General features: G+C 57.0%; 17 protein-coding genes. 11 read left to right on the plus strand and 6 right to left on the minus strand.

Going from position 1 to position 18,168, the window contains the following annotated elements:
- Window positions 1-13: 13 nt before the first annotated feature.
- From rocF to Q1B21_RS00720, 3 genes are read left to right on the plus strand one after another with little or no spacing between them, the layout of a single operon-like run.
- Window positions 14-934: an arginase gene (gene rocF / locus Q1B21_RS00710; RefSeq protein WP_298932383.1), complete on the plus strand. Its 921-nt coding sequence runs from the start codon at window positions 14-16 to the stop codon at window positions 932-934.
- Window positions 934-1,854 carry a citrulline utilization hydrolase CtlX gene (ctlX, locus tag Q1B21_RS00715; protein ID WP_299884696.1) on the plus strand — a complete coding sequence of 307 codons (921 nt, stop codon included), beginning with the start codon at window positions 934-936 and terminating at the stop codon, window positions 1,852-1,854. The genes rocF and ctlX overlap by 1 nt, the downstream gene beginning before the upstream one ends.
- Before the next feature lie 9 nt (window positions 1,855-1,863).
- A complete protein-coding gene (locus tag Q1B21_RS00720) occupies window positions 1,864-2,904 on the plus strand; it encodes an ornithine cyclodeaminase (protein WP_299884699.1) in 1,041 nt (346 codons plus the stop codon).
- A gap of 49 nt (window positions 2,905-2,953) precedes the next feature.
- Here Q1B21_RS00720 and Q1B21_RS00725 read toward each other — a convergent pair whose 3' ends face one another.
- The 3 genes from Q1B21_RS00725 to Q1B21_RS00735 all read right to left on the minus strand — a co-directional run bounded on the left by Q1B21_RS00725 (window position 2,954) and on the right by Q1B21_RS00735 (window position 6,069).
- Window positions 2,954-4,357: a TRAP transporter large permease gene (locus Q1B21_RS00725; protein ID WP_299078529.1), complete on the minus strand. Its 1,404-nt coding sequence runs from the start codon at window positions 4,355-4,357 to the stop codon at window positions 2,954-2,956.
- 3 nt (window positions 4,358-4,360) lie between these two features.
- Window positions 4,361-4,990: a TRAP transporter small permease subunit gene (locus Q1B21_RS00730; RefSeq protein ID WP_299884703.1), complete on the minus strand. Its 630-nt coding sequence runs from the start codon at window positions 4,988-4,990 to the stop codon at window positions 4,361-4,363.
- 62 nt (window positions 4,991-5,052) lie between these two features.
- Window positions 5,053-6,069: a C4-dicarboxylate TRAP transporter substrate-binding protein gene (locus tag Q1B21_RS00735; protein ID WP_299884706.1), complete on the minus strand. Its 1,017-nt coding sequence runs from the start codon at window positions 6,067-6,069 to the stop codon at window positions 5,053-5,055.
- A gap of 429 nt (window positions 6,070-6,498) precedes the next feature.
- Here Q1B21_RS00735 and acs point away from each other — a divergent pair, with 429 nt between their 5' ends.
- The 8 genes from acs (at window position 6,499) to Q1B21_RS00775 (ending at window position 15,930) form a co-directional block, all read left to right on the plus strand.
- A complete protein-coding gene (gene acs / locus Q1B21_RS00740) occupies window positions 6,499-8,463 on the plus strand; it encodes an acetate--CoA ligase (protein ID WP_299884709.1) in 1,965 nt (654 codons plus the stop codon).
- A gap of 7 nt (window positions 8,464-8,470) precedes the next feature.
- Window positions 8,471-9,154: an adenylate kinase gene (locus Q1B21_RS00745; RefSeq protein ID WP_299884712.1), complete on the plus strand. Its 684-nt coding sequence runs from the start codon at window positions 8,471-8,473 to the stop codon at window positions 9,152-9,154.
- Window positions 9,155-9,335: 181 nt separating this feature from the next.
- Entirely contained in the window at window positions 9,336-9,617 is a 282-nt protein-coding gene (locus Q1B21_RS00750) for a DUF4212 domain-containing protein (protein WP_299078517.1), read from the plus strand.
- A 5-nt stretch (window positions 9,618-9,622) separates the two neighbouring features.
- Window positions 9,623-11,407, plus strand: a complete 1,785-nt coding sequence (locus Q1B21_RS00755) for a sodium:solute symporter family protein (RefSeq protein WP_298932401.1) — start codon at window positions 9,623-9,625, stop codon at window positions 11,405-11,407.
- 109 nt (window positions 11,408-11,516) lie between these two features.
- Entirely contained in the window at window positions 11,517-13,340 is a 1,824-nt protein-coding gene (locus tag Q1B21_RS00760; protein WP_299884717.1) for a DUF294 nucleotidyltransferase-like domain-containing protein, read from the plus strand.
- A 66-nt stretch (window positions 13,341-13,406) separates the two neighbouring features.
- A complete protein-coding gene (locus Q1B21_RS00765) occupies window positions 13,407-13,925 on the plus strand; it encodes a hypothetical protein (RefSeq protein ID WP_299884720.1) in 519 nt (172 codons plus the stop codon).
- 2 nt (window positions 13,926-13,927) lie between these two features.
- Window positions 13,928-15,340, plus strand: a complete 1,413-nt coding sequence (locus Q1B21_RS00770; protein WP_299884725.1) for a 3'-5' exonuclease — start codon at window positions 13,928-13,930, stop codon at window positions 15,338-15,340.
- Between the two features lie 89 nt (window positions 15,341-15,429).
- Window positions 15,430-15,930, plus strand: a complete 501-nt coding sequence (locus Q1B21_RS00775; RefSeq protein WP_298932409.1) for a flavin reductase family protein — start codon at window positions 15,430-15,432, stop codon at window positions 15,928-15,930.
- Here the strand turns inward: Q1B21_RS00775 and Q1B21_RS00780 are convergent.
- From Q1B21_RS00780 to Q1B21_RS00790, 3 genes are read right to left on the minus strand one after another with little or no spacing between them, the layout of a single operon-like run.
- A complete protein-coding gene (locus Q1B21_RS00780) occupies window positions 15,927-16,406 on the minus strand; it encodes a DUF6505 family protein (protein ID WP_299078509.1) in 480 nt (159 codons plus the stop codon). The two genes, Q1B21_RS00775 and Q1B21_RS00780, sit on opposite strands and share 4 nt — an antisense overlap.
- Window positions 16,403-17,101, minus strand: a complete 699-nt coding sequence (locus tag Q1B21_RS00785; RefSeq protein WP_298932413.1) for a biotin/lipoate--protein ligase family protein — start codon at window positions 17,099-17,101, stop codon at window positions 16,403-16,405. The genes Q1B21_RS00780 and Q1B21_RS00785 overlap by 4 nt, the downstream gene beginning before the upstream one ends.
- On the minus strand, window positions 17,098-18,159 hold the full coding sequence (locus Q1B21_RS00790; protein WP_298932414.1) for an Mrp/NBP35 family ATP-binding protein: 1,062 nt from the start codon (window positions 18,157-18,159) through the stop codon (window positions 17,098-17,100). The genes Q1B21_RS00785 and Q1B21_RS00790 overlap by 4 nt, the downstream gene beginning before the upstream one ends.
- Between the last annotated feature and the right edge of the window lie 9 nt (window positions 18,160-18,168).

The raw sequence follows: 18,168 nt of genomic DNA on the forward strand, positions 1-18,168 counted from the left end.
GCTAAATGAGCACATGGATATGAAAGACATAATACTGATCGGCGCACCCATGGACGCCGGGAAACGCCGACAAGGTTGCCGTATGGGCCCGGACGCTTACCGCGTCGCCGGTCTGCAAAACGCACTAACGGACCTTGGTCATACCGTAGCCGACCGAGGGAACGTTCACCCCGAAGACGTCGATGTGCCCGAACACTCACACTTGTACTCGCTACCCGAATGCATCGGCTGGACACGGGCCTTGAGCAAGGCGGCACAGGACGCAGCACCCAACGGCGTTCCGATTTTTATGGGCGGCGATCACGCCTTGTCGATGGGCACTGTTGCCGGGATGGCCGCCCACGCCAAGCAGATCAGACGCCCGTTATTCGTGCTCTGGCTTGATGCGCACAGCGATTTTCATACACCCAACAGCACAGGCAGTGGCAACTTGCACGGCACGCCTGTCGCCTATTTCACCGGCCAATCCGGTTTTGATGCTTTCCCGCCCCTGCCCGATGTCGTCCCGACAGACCGGGTTGGCATGATCGGGTTACGTTCGGTCGATCCGGCAGAACGCGCCGAGCTTGAGCAAGAGCGCGCCATGCTGGCCGACATGCGCAGCATCGACGAGAACGGCATCAAGGCCCCGCTCATGGCGTTTTTGGACCGTGTAAAGGCTGAGAATGGTATCCTGCATGTCTCACTGGACGTCGACTTTCTTGACCCTGCCGTCGCCCCTGCTGTCGGCACCACCGTTCCCGGCGGTGCAACCGAGCGTGAGGCGCATCTGGCCATGGAATTGCTACATGAAAGCGGATTGGTCTGCTCGTTGGATCTGGTCGAACTGAATCCGTTCCTGGATGAGCGTGGACGGACCGCCAAACTGATGGTCGACCTGGCCGCCTCGTTGATGGGCCGCCGTATCTTTGACCGTCCGACGCGGAGCTTTTAATGCTATCCCTGCAAGCCCCTTCTGCGGTCGTTATGATCCGCCCTCATGCCTTTGCCTCTAACCCAGAGACACGGGATGACAACGCCTTTCAAACTTTGGCCAACCGGTCAGCGGCGGCAACATCCGCCGCCGCGCGGAACGAGCATGACAAGGCTGTCGCGCAATTGCAGACCGCCGGGGTCACTGTTCATGTCTTTGATGACCATGGCGATCTGGACACCCCGGACAGTGTTTTTCCGAACAATTGGTTTTCCACCCATCCTGGTGGTCACGTGGCGATCTATCCGATGTTTGTGCCGTCCCGTCGGCGCGAACGCCGCGCGGATGTGATCGAATTGCTGAAGCAGGAATACCGGGTTCAGGACGTTATCGACTACTCTGGTCTTGAACAGGACAACCTCGCGCTCGAGGGGACCGGGGCGATGGTTCTCGACCATGTCGGTCGCATTGCCTACACCGTCAAATCCAACCGCGCCGATCCTGTTCTGTTGGAAAGGTTTTGCACCCACTTCAACTATGAACCGATTGCATTCGAAGCCCGCGACGCAGCCGGTCGGGACGTGTATCATACCAACGTATTGATGGGGATCGGCACGCATTACGCGTTGATCTGCTTGGACATGATCCCGGACGCCGAACGGCGCGCCACAGTCCGGGCGCGACTGGAAGAATCCGGGCGGGCGGTCATTGATCTGTCTCATGGCCAGATCGCTGAATTCGCCGGCAACGCAATCGAACTCTTGGGAGACGACGGCTTGGTTCTGGCCTTATCCAGCAGGGCGCTCGCCTCTCTGACGCCCGACCAAATCAAGAAAATCGAAGCCAGCGCAAAGCCGCTACCGCTGTCGGTTCCCACAATTGAAACAGCCGGTGGATCGGTGCGCTGCATGATTGCTGGCGTTCACCTGTCCCGCCGATAGGAGCGCGATATGAAACCTTCTGATAAGGCCCTGGTGCCCTTTGTTTCTGTCGACAACATGATGCGGCTTGTTCACCACATCGGTGTCGAACAGATGATCACGCAGATTGCTGCGCAGATCGAATCCGATTTCAAGCGATGGGAGAGTTTTGACAAAACCCCCCGCATTCCAGCGCATTCCCCCCATGGTGTGATCGAACTGATGCCAACCTCGGATGGTGAGGCCTATGGTTTCAAATACGTCAACGGCCACCCCAAAAACACCTCCGAAGGGCTGCAAACCGTCACGGCGTTTGGGTTGTTGGCAGATGTTTACACCGGTTACCCCACCCTTTTGACCGAAATGACAATGCTGACGGCGCTTCGCACGGCCGCAACATCCGCTCTGGTTGGAAAATACCTGGCACCCAAGAATGCATCCACTATGGCAATGATCGGCAATGGCGCTCAGTCTGAGTTTCAATGCTTGGCCTTCAAGGCCATGTGCGGGATCGACACCGTTCGACTATATGACGTTGATCAGAACGCCACAGCCAAATGTGCAGCGAACCTTCAGAACAAAGGTTTGACCGTGGTGGCGTGCAAAACGCCCGAGAACGCGATCGAAGGTGCACAGATCATCACCACCTGCACGGCAGACAAAAAATATGCAACGATCCTGACCGATAACATGGTTGGCCCCGGCGTTCACATCAACGCCATCGGCGGCGACTGCCCGGGCAAAACCGAATTGCATCGGGACATTCTTCTGCGGTCAGAGATTTTCGTCGAATACCCCGAACAAACCCGCGTCGAGGGGGAAATTCAGGCGCTGGACGCAGATCATCCGGTAACCGAGATGTGGCAGGTGATGACCGGGCAAGCGAAGGGTCGCAACGATGACCGCCAGATCACTCTGTTCGATAGTGTCGGGTTCGCGATCGAGGATTTTTCGGCGCTTCGTTACATCAAGAATGCCATTGAGAGCACTGATTACTTTGAACCTTTAGACATGCTCGCAGATCCAGATGACCCTCGCGATCTGTTCGGAATGTTGATGCGGGCACAATAAAGAACCCGCAACATCACCCTACTCACCCCGGTTTTCGCCGGGGTGTTTTTTATCCGGCCAATGACGGCAAGTAGAGCACGATGCCTGGAAACGCCACCAACAAGGCAATCGTCACTGCATCAGCGATGAAAAAGGGCGTCACGCCTTTAAATACATCCTGCACACTAAGATCCGGACGCACCCCGGCCACCACAAAACAGTTCAGACCAATGGGCGGCGTGATCAGACAGAACTCGGCCATTTTCACGACCAGAATGCCGAACCAGATGGCACACATGGGGCCAGACATGCCAAATGCGCTTTCGGCAGCGCTGACGGCCTCTCCTCCGTTCAAAGCCATTACGGCAGGATAAACCACCGGCAGTGTCAGAAGAAGCATACCGATCGCGTCCATAAACATGCCCAGAACGGCATAGGCCAACAGGATACAGATCAGGATCAGCATGGGCGACATTTCCAACGACGTGATCCAGTCTGAAAATGCACCAGGCAAGTCCGCAAACCCCAGGAAACGCACGTAAATCAGGACACCCCAGATGATCGAGAAGATCATGGCCGTCAGTTTAGCGGTTTCCAGCAGGGCTGATTTGAATTCGGGCCACCGCATCCCGTGGAACAGGGCGAAACAGAACACGATGAACGCGCCAATCGCACCGCCTTCTGTCGGAGTGCCCCAGGCTTTGTCTCCAAACGGGTTATAGACAAAGCATATGATGATCAGAATGACCGCCACGATGGGCAGCGCACCAGGAAGCGCGGTGAAACGTTCCTTCCATGTAAACCCCGTCACAGGGGGGCCGACATTCTTGAAAACAACGGCGATGCCAACAATCAGCAATCCGTAAACAAGTGCGGAAAACGCGCCCGGTATGAACCCAGCCAGCAGTAGCTTGCCGACATCCTGTTCAACGATAATGGCGTAGATCACCAGAATCGCGGATGGCGGGATCAGCGAGGCCAACGTGCCCCCTGCCGCCACAACCCCTGCAGCAAAACGTTTGTTATACCCGACGCTCAACATCTCGGGGATCGCGATGCGGGCGAAGACGGCTGATGTTGCTACCGACGCTCCGGACACAGCTGCAAACCCAGCCGTTGCGAAAATCGTGGAAACGGCCAACCCGCCAGGAACCCAGGCGATCCAACGTTTGGCTGCCTCAAACAACGCTCGGGTCAGACCGGCGTAGTAGGCAAGATACCCGATCAGGATAAACGTTGGGATCAGGCTGAGCGTATGTGAGGCAACCTTGGAGTGCGGCACCTGTCCGGCTGTTTTCACGGCAACGGTCAGAGCCTTGCCAAAACGATCAGGGTCATAGCCGAACTTTGCCCAGAAAATCCAGACGAGCCCGATCAGCCCGGTCAGAGCGGCTGCAAAGGCCACGCGCATGCCTGTAAGCACCAGAACAAGCAGACCGCCTGTCACCCACAGGCCAATTTCAATCGTGTCCATGTGCTAGTCCTGCCCTTCGAACTGCTCGGCCTCGGCAGCCGCTAAGGCTGCGGCATCCTGAATCAAAGGGACGGCGACTGGCGTTGTCAGCCCCAGCACAAAAGCCCGCCCATAGCCCCAAACCTGCAGGGCCAGCCGTAGACACAAAACCGCGAATGCGACCGGTGCCAACAATTTGGCAGGCCAAAGAGGGATACCGATGTCAATGGAGCTATCCCTGCTCCACAGCGGGGCACCAAAATCAAAGGACCGGTCGAAATGGGACCAACTGCCCCAAACCAGCGCGAGCATCAGGACAAGGATCAGGATCACCGAAATCAGCTCGAACAACCACAACGCCCTGCCACGCAGGCGCGAGATGACGATATCCATCCGAATATGCCCACCGTCGCGCTGAACGTATGAGATGCCCAAGAAAGCGATCAACGGCATGGCTTGTTCGATCCAGTCAACATAGCCGGGCAAAGGCGCGTTTAAGGCGTTGCGTCCACCGACGGACACAACGGCCAACACCATCAATCCAAAGACCGCCATCCCGCTGATCAGCGCCAGAAATTTTTCTGCGCGCAGCAAATGCTGATCCAACTGGCTGAGGCGACTGCCGTCTTCCAGCACCGTGGCTTGTCCTGCCATTCCGGTGATCCCCTATTCTTGAAAAAATCCGGGCGCCCTATAGAGACGCCCGGTCGCTGAGATCAGTTGCCGCCGCGCTGCTGCTTCAGCGTCAACTGCACCAGATCGTATAGGTCCTGCCCAGGCAGACCTTGTGCGGTCATGTCTGCAATCCACTGCTCACGGATCGGATCAGCAGCTGTGGTGCGGAATTCATCGATCACGGAATCGTCGATCATGACCTTCTGAACACCCTTCTCTTCCAGAACACTGTCCCATTGTTCAAGCAGGCCGCCATAGTTCGCCAAATAGTGATCAATGGCCTCATCGATGGAGCTGTTCAGCGCTTCGCGATGTTCAGCAGGCAGCGCTTCGTAAGCGTCGATGTTCACCACAACCGGGCAATTGACCGTTCCGGGGTTCAGGTTGGCGGTCCACCAATCGGCTTCGTTGATTGTGCCAAAGGACAGATGCGCGTGCTGGGCAAAGGCCACAGTATCGACGACACCGGATTCCATTGCGTTATAGGCTTCGGTCGCCGGAACGGATGTCGGCACACCACCAACGGCCTCGAAAGCCTGGCCAAGACCACCTGTGGCCCGGACGCGCATTCCGTCGAAATCAGCCAACTCATCACGTGGCTCGCCCGTTCCGACGATATTATACTGAGGCATGGGCGACGTCATGATGATGCGCGCATTCCATTGTGCCATCTCGTCCTTAACGGCAGGATGATCATAGACGGCGTGGCTAACTGCGACTTCTTCGTTCAGGTTGTTGACGCCAAGGAACGGCAATTCCAGAACAGTAATCGCACGGTTTTTGTCCCGGTGATAACCCGCACAGAACTGAGCCATCTCGAAGGCACCAATTTCGATGCCATCCAAGTTTTCCTTGGGTTTGGACAATCCGCCGTAGCTGACGTTGATCGTAAAATCTCCGCCGGTTTTTTCGCTGACCAACTCGGCCAGTTTCTCGACATGCTCGGTAAAGGCGCGGCGTTTGCCCCAAACGGACGCGTTCCATTCGGTGGCTGCGGCTTCGGATGCGAAGGCAACGCCAAGGGCGGCGACAGCTGCACCGCTCAACATCTTTTTCATCGTAAGTTCTCCCATTGGTGCGCCCCTTCCCGAGGCGCTTGCAAAAGAAGCTAGCGCCAACATTCGGATGTGCCAACCCTGGATAAAGGCGGGCAGATCAAGGACCGGTTCGGTCAGGTGTTCTTTTCCAGACTGGTCAGGTCTGATGAGAAACCGCTTCCAGGTGCTGCCTGCACATTCACACGCAAAGACTCGTTACATTCAAACATTTGTATTATTTGTAAATTTTCCACGCCTGAAAAATTTATTAACAGCGACTGTCAACGACGAGAAATTTATTTACAAACAAATCCAAGGATTCCTGCTATTTATTTATTTCTTTTCTGAACCCCGTATTATTCCGATCGGGGAGGAACGGGATCGACATTGCCCGATCGATTGGCAACAAAGATCCTAATTTAGTCCAGTCCAGAGGGAGGAGCCTCAAAAATGACAACCGCTGCCCAGGCAGATGCCAAGACATATCCGCCATCCGCAGAAACTGCTGCCCGCGCACATGTTGACGCTGACAAGTATGCCGACATGTATGCCGCCTCGATCAAAGATCCTGATGCTTTCTGGGGTGAGCAAGGCAAACGCATTGACTGGATCAAACCGTTTTCCCAGGTCAAAGACGTCAGTTACGATTTTGGCGCCGTCAAAATCAACTGGTATGCAGATGGCACGTTGAACGTGTCGGCCAATTGTCTGGACCGCCACTTGAAAACGCGTGGCGACCAAACCGCCATTATTTGGGAACCGGACGATCCAAACGAGGCTGCACAGCATATCACCTATGCCGAGCTGCATCGCCGTACCTGCCGGATGGCCAATATTCTGGAATCTCTGGGCGTACGTAAGGGCGATCGCGTTGTCATCTACATGCCGATGATTCCCGAAGCTGCCTATGCCATGCTGGCTTGCGCGCGGATTGGCGCAATTCATTCGATCGTGTTTGCTGGCTTCTCACCCGATGCTTTGTCGGCACGGATCAACGGCTGCGACGCAAAAGTCGTCATTACCGCTGACGAGGCCCCGCGCGGAGGTCGCAAGACTCCGCTGAAGTCCAACGCGGATGCAGCCCTGCTGCACTGTAAAGACACGGTGAAATGCCTGGTGGTCAAACGCACTGGCGGCCAGACCACTTGGATCGACGGTCGCGATTTCGACTATAACGAAATGGCGCTGGAGGCCGATGACTACTGCGCCCCTGCTGAAATGAGCGCCGAAGATCCGTTGTTCATTTTGTATACGTCCGGTTCAACCGGTCAGCCAAAAGGCGTCGTACACACAACTGGCGGCTATCTGGTCTACGCCGCGATGACCCATGAAATTACATTCGATTACCATGAAGGTGATGTGTATTGGTGTACCGCTGACGTGGGCTGGGTCACCGGGCACAGCTATATCGTATACGGTCCGCTGGCCAATGGGGCGACCACGCTGATGTTCGAGGGCGTTCCAACCTATCCGGATGCGTCCCGCTTTTGGCAGGTCTGCGAAAAGCACAAGGTCAACCAGTTCTATACGGCCCCCACAGCTTTGCGCGCCCTGATGGGGCAAGGCAACGAATGGGTCGAGAAATGCGACCTAAGCGATCTGCGAACCCTTGGCACCGTCGGCGAGCCGATCAACCCTGAGGCCTGGAACTGGTACAATGAGGTTGTCGGCGGTGGACGCTGCCCCATCGTAGATACTTGGTGGCAGACTGAGACCGGCGGTCACCTGATGACCCCACTGCCTGGCGCACACGCGATGAAGCCCGGCTCGGCCATGAAGCCCTTCTTCGGCATTGAACCGGTAGTTCTGGATCCGCAATCGGGCGTCGAAATCAATGGCAATGGTGTCGAAGGCGTTTTGTGCATCAAGGACAGCTGGCCCGGTCAGATGCGGACCGTCTGGGGCGATCATGAGCGGTTCGAGAAGACCTATTTCTCGGATTACAAAGGTTACTACTTTACCGGTGACGGTTGTCGCCGCGACGAAGACGGCGACTATTGGATAACCGGCCGTGTCGACGACGTGATCAACGTCTCGGGTCACCGCATGGGCACCGCCGAGGTCGAAAGCGCGCTGGTAGCGCATTCCGCCGTGGCAGAGGCCGCAGTGGTTGGCTATCCCCACGACATCAAAGGGCAAGGCATATACTGCTACGTCACGCTGATGAACGATCGTGAACCCAGTGATGAGCTTATGAAAGAGCTGCGCACCTGGGTCCGGACCGAGATTGGCCCGATTGCATCCCCGGATGTGATTCAGTGGGCCCCCGGCCTGCCTAAGACACGGTCTGGCAAGATCATGCGCCGTATCCTGCGCAAAATTGCCGAGAACGACTTTGGATCACTAGGTGATACTTCCACCCTTGCGGATCCGTCGGTGGTTGAAGACTTGATCGAAAACCGGGCGAGCAAGTGAGGGTGTGATGGATACAGCCACGACTACCTCACCCGCCGTTCTTATCCTTCTCGGCCCTCCGGGCGCCGGGAAGGGAACGCAAGCCCGCATGCTGGAAGACAAATTCAGCCTGATTCAGCTGAGCACGGGCGACCTGTTGCGGGCGGCTGTTGCTGCCGGAACCAAAGCTGGCAAAGCTGCGAAGGCCGTGATGGAGGCTGGCGATCTGGTCAGCGACGAGATCGTCATTGCAATCCTGCGCGACCGTATGGCCGAGCCGGATTGTGCCAAGGGCGTTATTCTGGATGGCTTTCCGCGCACAACGGTTCAGGCCGAGGCGCTGGATGGGTTGCTGTCTGAAAACGATCAAAAGATCAGCGCAGCTATCAGTCTTGAAGTTGAAGACGCAGAAATGGTGATCCGCATCTCAGGCCGCTACACCTGCGCAGGTTGTGGCGAAGGGTTCCATGATCAGTTCAAGCAACCAGCTGTTAAAGGCAAATGTGACAAATGCGGTCACACCGAATTCAATCGACGTGCCGATGACAACGCCGAAACTGTGGCTTCGCGGCTTGAGGCATATCACGCCCAAACCGCACCGCTGATCAATTACTACGAAACACACGGCGTCCTGCAACGCACGGATGCCATGGGGAAAATCGATGACATCGCCAGTGATCTGGAAGGGATCGTCAGCGACGCAATGAGCTAAGGGGGAGGAGACAAGCCCAAGGGCTTTGATCCTGAAACAGAATACTTCAATGGACCCGCCTTGGCGGACCAGAGAGGTTTTGCCTGACACCAGCCGGTGCTTGGCACAATCGAGATGCGGCCCCCGGCGCTAGAGGTGTTGGGCACGGGTCGCCCAACGAGCAAGCGAAGGAGGAACCGCAATGGCGGATCAATCATCTAACTCCGCGCAGACTGCCGAGTCCGATAAGGGCTATTGGCAGGCCAACCTGCGCCTCATCTACATCAGCCTCGCGATTTGGGCGCTGGTGTCGTTTGGATTCGGCATCCTGCTGCGTCCGATGCTGTCGGGGATCGCCGTTGGCGGTACCGATCTGGGCTTTTGGTTCGCGCAGCAGGGATCGATCCTGGTCTTTCTGGTGCTGATCTTCAACTACGCCTGGCGCATGAATAAGCTGGACGCCGAATACGGCGTTGAGGAGTAAACCCCATGGATCAGTTTACCATCAACCTGCTGTTTGTTGGCGCGTCCTTTGCGCTTTACATCGGCATCGCGATCTGGGCCCGTGCGGGTTCCACATCGGAATTCTACGCCGCTGGTCGCGGCATTCACCCAGTCACCAACGGTATGGCGACGGCGGCTGACTGGATGTCAGCGGCTTCGTTCATCTCGATGGCGGGCCTGATTGCCTTTACCGGCTATGACAACTCGACCTTCCTGATGGGGTGGACCGGTGGCTACGTGCTACTGGCACTGCTGCTGGCGCCGTACTTGCGCAAGTTCGGCAAATACACCGTGTCGGAGTTCATCGGCGACCGCTTCTACAGCCAGACAGCCCGTATCGTTGCGGTGATCTGTCTGATCGTTGCGTCGGTGACTTACGTGATCGGTCAGATGACCGGTGTGGGCGTGGCCTTTGGCCGCTTCCTTGAAGTGTCAAACACCACCGGTCTGCTGATCGGCGCGGGCGTTGTGTTTGCCTACGCGGTGTTTGGTGGGATGAAAGGCGTGACCTACACGCAGGTCGCTCAATACTGCGTGCTGATCACCGCCTACACCATCCCGGCGATCTTCATCTCGCTGCAGCTGACCGGCACACCTGTTCCGGCGCTGGGTCTTTTTGGCGACACTGCAAGTGGTGAGCCACTGTTGACCAAGTTGGATGCGATCGTGACCGAGCTGGGCTTTAACGAGTATACAGCCCACCACTCGAACACGTTGAACATGGTATTGTTCACGCTGTCGCTGATGATCGGTACGGCCGGCCTACCGCACGTCATCATGCGATTCTTCACAGTACCGAAAGTATCTGACGCGCGCTGGTCCGCCGGTTGGGCGCTGGTGTTCATCGCACTGCTGTACCTGACCGCCCCTGCGGTTGGCGCCATGGCACGCCTGAACATCAGTGACATGATGTGGCCAAATGGTGGCATCGAAGGTGGCGCAGTTTCGGTCGAAGAAATCGACAACGATCCACGCTATGACTGGATGGCAACTTGGCAGAAAACCGGTCTGCTGGACTGGGAAGACAAGAACGGCGACGGCAAGATCCAGTACTACAATGACAAGTCCGAAGCCATGACTGCCATCGCGGAAGAAAAGGGCTGGGTCGGTAACGAACTGACCAACTTCAACCGTGACATCCTGGTTCTGGCCAACCCAGAGATCGCCAACCTGCCCGGTTGGGTGATCGGTCTGGTCGCTGCTGGTGGTCTTGCAGCTGCTCTATCAACCGCTGCGGGCCTGCTGTTGGCGATCTCGTCAGCTGTGTCCCACGACCTTGTCAAAGGGGCCATCAACCCGCAAATCTCGGAAAAAGGAGAGCTGCTGGCGGCGCGGATCGCAATGGCCGTTGCCATCGTCGTGGCTACCTATCTTGGTCTGAATCCACCGGGCTTTGCGGCGCAAACCGTGGCCTTGGCGTTTGGTCTGGCAGCAGCCTCGATCTTCCCGGCGCTGATGATGGGGATCTTCTCGACCCGCATCAACAACACCGGCGCGGTTGCTGGTATGCTGGCAGGTCTGACCGTTACGCTGGTCTACATCTTCCTTCACAAGGGCTGGCTGTTCATTCCGGGCACCAACTCATTCACCGATGCTGATCCGCTTCTGGGTCCGATCAAGTCGACGTCGTTCGGTGCCATCGGTGCAATGATCAACTTTGGGACTGCCTACGTTGTCGCAGGCATGACCAAAGAGACCCCGCAGGAGATCAAAGATCTGGTCGAAAGCGTTCGCATTCCCCGTGGTGCGGGTGCAGCTCAGGATCATTGAGCCTGATGCGGTCGTTGGATAACCTCTAAAGGCCGCGTCTTTCGACTTACTGTTCCCGCCCGGCATACCACCGGGCGGGATTTTTCTAAAAGAAACCCGGAGGCAACTGATGACATTGTCGCAAAGTCGGATCATCCGGTTTCTGAAATCCGTTCACCCCTATGACGCCCTGCCCGACCCTGAGATGAACGATCTCGCACAAAAGATCCAAGTGCATGAGATCGAAGAGAACTCTGCCGTTTACGAACTGGGCCAGGAATTGCCCGGGGTGTACATCATCTACGAAGGACAGGTCGAAATCACGGATGAGAACGGCGCCGTCGTATCTCATCTGGGATTGCGGAACTCCTTTGGCGAGCGTGGTCTTCTGAAAGACGGGATCGCCCTTACCAACGCCCGCGCGCATATACCAACTGTGCTTTTCGTCGTGCCGACCGGGATGTTTTATTCTTTGGTCAAAGAATATGACATTGTATCCCGGTTCTTTAACCGAAAACGGGCCAGCCGTACGGGCCCTCAAAGCCTTGCCACCACGGCAATCGACGTGCTGATGGCGCCTGCCCCAGAAACATGTGACGCATCCATCCCTGTGCAGAAGGCCGCGCAGATCATGCGGGACAAGCGTATATCTTCCCTTTGCGTGACAGAGGGCGACAGCCTGGTGGGCATCGCGACCCTGCGCGATATCTCAAGCAAGTTCGTGGCCAACGCCATGCCCGACACCACCACGATTTCCAAGATTATGACGCCCGATCCCATCACCTTGTCACCTAGCGACATCGGCTCGGATGTTCTCCACGTAATGATGGAACGCGGGATCGGCCATATCCCGATCTGCGAAGGTGGGCATCTGATTGGCATTGTGACGCAAACAGACCTAACCCACTATCAGGCCGTCAATTCCGCTGAGATGGTGCGCCGGATCGCCCGCGCAAAATCGGCCGAAGAGATGGCCCTGGTCACCGCAGAGATCCCGCAGCTATTGGTACAGCTCGTGGCCGGCGGAAACCGGCATGAGATCGTCACGCGCTTAATCACTGATATCGCCGACACAGCCACCCGTCGCCTTTTGGCCCTGGCCGAACAGAAACTAGGGTCAGCGCCTGCCCCTTATCTGTGGCTGGCCTGTGGCTCTCAAGGTCGGCAGGAACAGACCGGTGTGTCGGATCAAGACAACTGCCTGATGCTGGATGACAGTGTGACGGATGCCGACCTACCCTATTTTCATGAACTGGCCAGATTTGTCTCAGACGGGTTGGATACGTGCGGATACTTCTATTGCCCCGGTGACATGATGGCGACCAATCCGCGCTGGTGTCAGCCCGTTCGGGTCTGGCGCGATTACTTCCGAGGGTGGATCGCAAAACCAAATCCCGAAGCACAAATGCTGGCCTCAGTCATGTTCGACCTGCGGCCCATCGGTGGCCAGTTCGAGCTTTTCGAAGACCTGCAGGCTGATACGCTGAGTGCCGCCAACGCGAACTCGATCTTTGTGGCCCATATGATTTCCAATTCTTTGAAACACACGCCGCCGCTTGGGCTGCTGCGGGGATTTGCGACGATCCGATCCGGTGAACATCGCAACACGTTGGATCTAAAACACAATGGCGTTGTACCGATCGTTGATCTGGCCCGGATCTACAGCCTTCAGGGACAATTGACCGAAGCGAACACCCGAGCCCGCCTGAAAGCTGCAGAATCCACGGGCCTCCTCAGCCCATCTGGTGCCCGGGATCTGCTGGATGCCTATGATCTGATCGCAGAAACGCGGCTGGAACATCAGGTCAGGCTGGTCAAATCCGGCGAAAAGCCAGACAACTACCTACCGCCGTCGGATTTGTCCGACTTTGAGCGAAGTCATCTGCGAGATGCGTTTGTTGTCGTAAAAACGATGCAATCGGCGGTTGGTCATGGCAAGGGAATGCTGAGCTGATCGCAGCGCGATCGGCTGAGGTTCAGAACACTGCGGGCGGCATTGTCCGAAGAACGGAGAGACGAGATGTTTCTGGAATTGATCGGCACAGTCTTTGCAGGCATTGCGTTTGCGGGCGTTGTGATGGCGCTCAACAAACTCAGCGGCGGCCGTCTGCCCCGCTGGGCGGCACCGGTTGCTGCGGGTGTGGGCATGATCGGGGTAACCGTCGCCAGCGAGTACTCGTGGTACAACCGACAGCTCGAAAGCCTGCCCGAGGAATTGGCGATCATTCAGGAAGTGGAAAGCCGCGCCTTCTATCGTCCGTGGACCTATGCGGTGCCCTTCGTGGATCGTTTCGCCGCCATCGACACAGTGTCCGTGCGCACCAATGATCAAGTGCCGGACCAACGTCTGGTCGATCTGTATTTCTTTGGCCGCTGGGCTCCGGTCTCGAAAATGCCCGTGGCTGTAAACTGCGCCGAAAACCGCCGCGCCAATCTGGCGGATGGTGCCGAATTCGCCGATGATGGGCGCCTGTTGAACGCAGATTGGTTCACCGCCGGATCAAGCGACCCCATCATCGAGGCCACTTGCGGAGTGTAGTTATGCTGACCCGTCTGAGCCTACGGATCAGAATTTTCTTGTTCTTCTGCTTGCTTGCCTTGGGCGGGTTGGTTGTCAGTTCCGTCGCGCTTTGGGTCAGTTATGTCCGGTTGGACAATCCTGAACTGCTGACCGCCTTTGTGTTTGCTGAAATTCTGATCGGATTCGGAATGCTGGCAATGGTTGCCGGGGTTTGGCTTTTGTTTGACGACAACATAGCCAAGCCTATTGAACGACTTTCCGCCGAACTGCGTGCCCGGGCGCATGCCGGGGTTAGTACGGATATGGACCTGCAAGCCGCCAGATATCTGGGCGATCTGGCCCCCGCTGCGGCAGGTCTGGCTGATCAGCTTTCTGACAAGACCCTCAACATCGCCGAGGCGGTCGCCGTTGAAACCGCACATTTAGCAGCTGAAAAGCAGCGATTGACGGCCCTTTTGACCGAGATCCCGGTGGCCATGTTGCTGGCCAGCCCGACCCATAAGATCGTCCTGTATGATGCGCAGGCTGCCGAAGTTCTGGCTCAGATCTGCCACCCCCGCCTAAACGCTTCGCTGTTTGAGTACCTGAAACCGGGACCGTTAGAGGACGCCTATTCCAAACTGGTGAAAACCGGGATGGACGTGGAATGCAAGCTTATCAGCATTGACGAAAACCAGAGCTATTCGGCACGCATGAAACCACTGGGTGATGCGCCAGGATACATGTTGATTTTCGAAGACAGCACCGCGCGCATCTCGCCCGATGCCGCGCGCCCACTGGTTTATGATTTTGAGCTTCTGCACACGGCAGCAGAGGACGCGTTAGAAAACCGCGCCTTGCCCGATTTGTGTTTTGTTGTCTTCGACACCGAAACCACCGGCTTGCTACCGCACAAAGACGAAGTTGTCCAAATCGGCGCGGTGCGGGTCATCAAGGGTCGGATCGTTGACTCGGAACAGCTGAATATGCTGGTTAACCCGGGCATTCCGATCCCGGCCGCCTCGACCAAAGTACATAAAATCAATGATCGGATGGTACAGGGTGCACCAGATATTGCCAAAGCCGGAAAGGTGTTTCATCAGTTTGCACGCGACGCGGTGATCGTCGCGCATAATGCACCTTTTGATATGGCTTTTCTGCGGCGGCACGCCGATGACATGGGCGTCGAATGGACCCATCCCATTCTGGATACGGTCTTGCTATCGGCGGTTTTGTTTGGCGCCAGCGACACGCATACGCTGGATGCGCTATGCGAACGGCTGGACATCACCATTCCTGACGCGTTGCGCCACACAGCGCTGGGGGATGCCCTTGCGACGGCCGAAGCTTTGGTCAAGATGCTGCCCATTCTGCAAGCCCGAGGCATGACCACATTTGGCGCTGTCTTAGTTGAAACGCGCAAGCATGGACGGTTGCTGGAAGACCTGAACTGATCCCGGCGACTTTGCGGACGCTGTCAGCTTTCCATGGACAATCTCTTCGGGTCATGGCACCTGATGCGCGAGCACAGAACGAGCGCGTCATGACCGAAAGAACCTTCTCACCCGGCCCGGATCAAAGCGGCGCGTTCCGCGAGGCATTGGGATGTTTCGGCACCGGCGTAACCGTTATCACGACAGATACCGGAAACGGCCCGCGCGCGATTACCGCAAACTCGTTTTCGTCGGTGTCGCTTGATCCGCCTTTGGTCTTGTGGTGTCTCGCCAAAGACTCCAACCGCTTTAATGCGTTCAGTAAGTGCCAACACTATTCCATCCATGTCATGGCGCAGGATCAACAGGATCGCGCCTTGAAATTCGCCCGCGACGGAACAGATTTCTCGCACGCTGAATGGCGAACGGATGACGCCGGACGTCCGCAATTGACCAATTGCCTGGCGCGGTTTGATTGTCACCTGCACGCCCGACACGAGGCAGGTGACCACCTGATTGTGGTCGGCCATGTGGACCAGGTGATGTATCGCACCGGCAAAGGTCTGATCTTCAAGCGCGGCCAGTTCGGTGGCTTTGTCGACTTGATCTAATCGTCCAGCGAGCCGTGAACGGCCAACGCCTCCAATTCGGCCTCTTGCGGGGTGATCACCCGAAACGCTTCGCGTACACCTGTGTCCGTCAACTCACGTGCAACTGTCAGCAATGTATTTGGATCGTGGTCATCGCAAAGCTCTGACATATGGTCAATTTCAGCTTGCGCGACGCCCATTGCGGCCTCGGCTGACGGTGCGCCATAGAATTGCACAAAATGCTCGGCCAGGTTCTGTTTTGCCCGTTCGATTTCCGCTGGTTCAATCTGTGTCACGGCCACGAAGGTGACGCGCCCGAAAGTGTCCAGACCCAGCCAGCCGTTGGCGAAAGCCTGACGTGGCTTTCCTTCCAGATCCCCCGGGCCCCAGTTGGAAAACTCGAACCCGCCCGAGATGCACCATTCACCCGTGCGTGCAGGAGAGTGAAAGACGTTCATATCACTTTCATCAAAGTGAATAGCACGGGCCAATTTCATCGGTCAGTCTCCAGCAATTGTGTGAGAGGGCGCAGATGCGTGTCTGATCCATTCCGGATGAGCATTCCAAACCGCTCATCCGTTCCTAGAAAGACACCCTCTTCTCCCAGCGGTTCTCCGACGCCTTGCAGCAATCCCAGCCATTCGCTGTGCAAAGGTGCATTGCCATCCTGTTGCCAGCGGTTCAGCCAGGTCAGCATGTGGCGTGACCAGCTTTCGACCAGCTGTGAGGCCGACACATCTGCGCATCCCTCGTCATAAAGCGCTGTGACGTCCGGCGTATCTCCGGGGGCATCACTGGTCTGCAACAAGGACAGTTCCCACCCCACAACAAGCCAATCGGGAAAATCTGTCGGCTCGGTCGTGGACGCTGCAACATCGAACTGCCCACATTTGGCACCGTTCACGCAGATCAGCCCGTCCCACCCAAGATGCACTGCAACTTCGGGTGGGGCCAAAGCGCCCAGCGCGTTCTGAAACCCTACTGCGCATAAGGGCAACATCGCCATCGCATCCTGCAAGGAAACCTCGGGGGCGAACACGATGGCTACACGCAGCCTGTCAGCCTGGATGTTGTAAACAACGGCCCCTGCATCGCACCCGAGTGCGGCCATTGACTGCGCGCGCTCAAAGGGGTCTTCCCCTCCCTGCACAGGGTGGCCTGACAGCAATGGCGGGAAGACGAGCTCGCTCATGCAACGCCTTTTGTGATCAGATCGCGCGCAATTTTTCGGAACGCTTCGGCCTGTTGGCTGTCAGGCTTGCTGACCACGATTGGTGCGCCACCGTCCGCGGCAACGCGGATATCCAGATGCAGTGGGATCTCTCCCAATAACGGAACGCCCAGCGTTTCGGCCTCTGATGCAACGCCGCCATGGCCGAACACATGCTCTTCGTGCCCACAGTTCGAGCATATGTGCGTGGACATGTTCTCGATCATTCCGACGATTGGTGTCTTGAGCTGGTTGAACATGTCGATCCCCTTACGAGCGTCGATCAACGCTACATCCTGCGGGGTTGAAACCACAATGGCACCATCCACTTTGAACTTTTGGCTCAGCGTCAGTTGCACGTCGCCGGTCCCGGGCGGCAGGTCCACGATCAGAACGTCCAACGCGCCCCACTGGACCTGGCTCATCATTTGTTGCAAAGCGCCCATCAACATAGGTCCCCGCCAGACAACGGCCTGCCCTTCGTTGGTCATCAGCCCCATCGACATCATTGTGACGCCATGATTGCGCAGCGGCAGGATTGTCTTGCCATCCGGGCTGGCTGGACGACCAGAAACCCCCAACATCCGGGGTTGCGACGGGCCATACACGTCAGCATCCAACAGACCGACACGACGTCCTTCTGCGGCCAGTGCACAGGCGAGGTTGGCTGAGACAGTAGACTTGCCCACACCACCCTTGCCAGAAGCTACGGCAATGATCCGATCTACGCCGGGCACGGCTTGCGGACCAGTTTCCGACGGCCGAGGCTTGGGCTTCAATTCAGGCGGCGCCTTGTCCGAATGCGCCGTCATCATCGCCGACACGTTACCAACACCCTCAACCATCTGTGCGGCCTGTTCGGCGGCAGCACGCACTGGCTCCATCCGTTCGGCCTGCTTGGGATCGACCTCAAGCACAAAGCGGACGGTATCGCCTTCAACATTCAACGCGCGCACCACGCCAGCGCTGACAATATCCTGCCCGGATACGGGGTCGGTGATCTTTTTCAGGTTCGCAAGAACCGCATCGCGGACACTCATGCCTCAATC

It is taken from the genome of uncultured Ruegeria sp. (genome assembly GCF_947504215.1).
Lineage (GTDB): Bacteria > Pseudomonadota > Alphaproteobacteria > Rhodobacterales > Rhodobacteraceae > Ruegeria.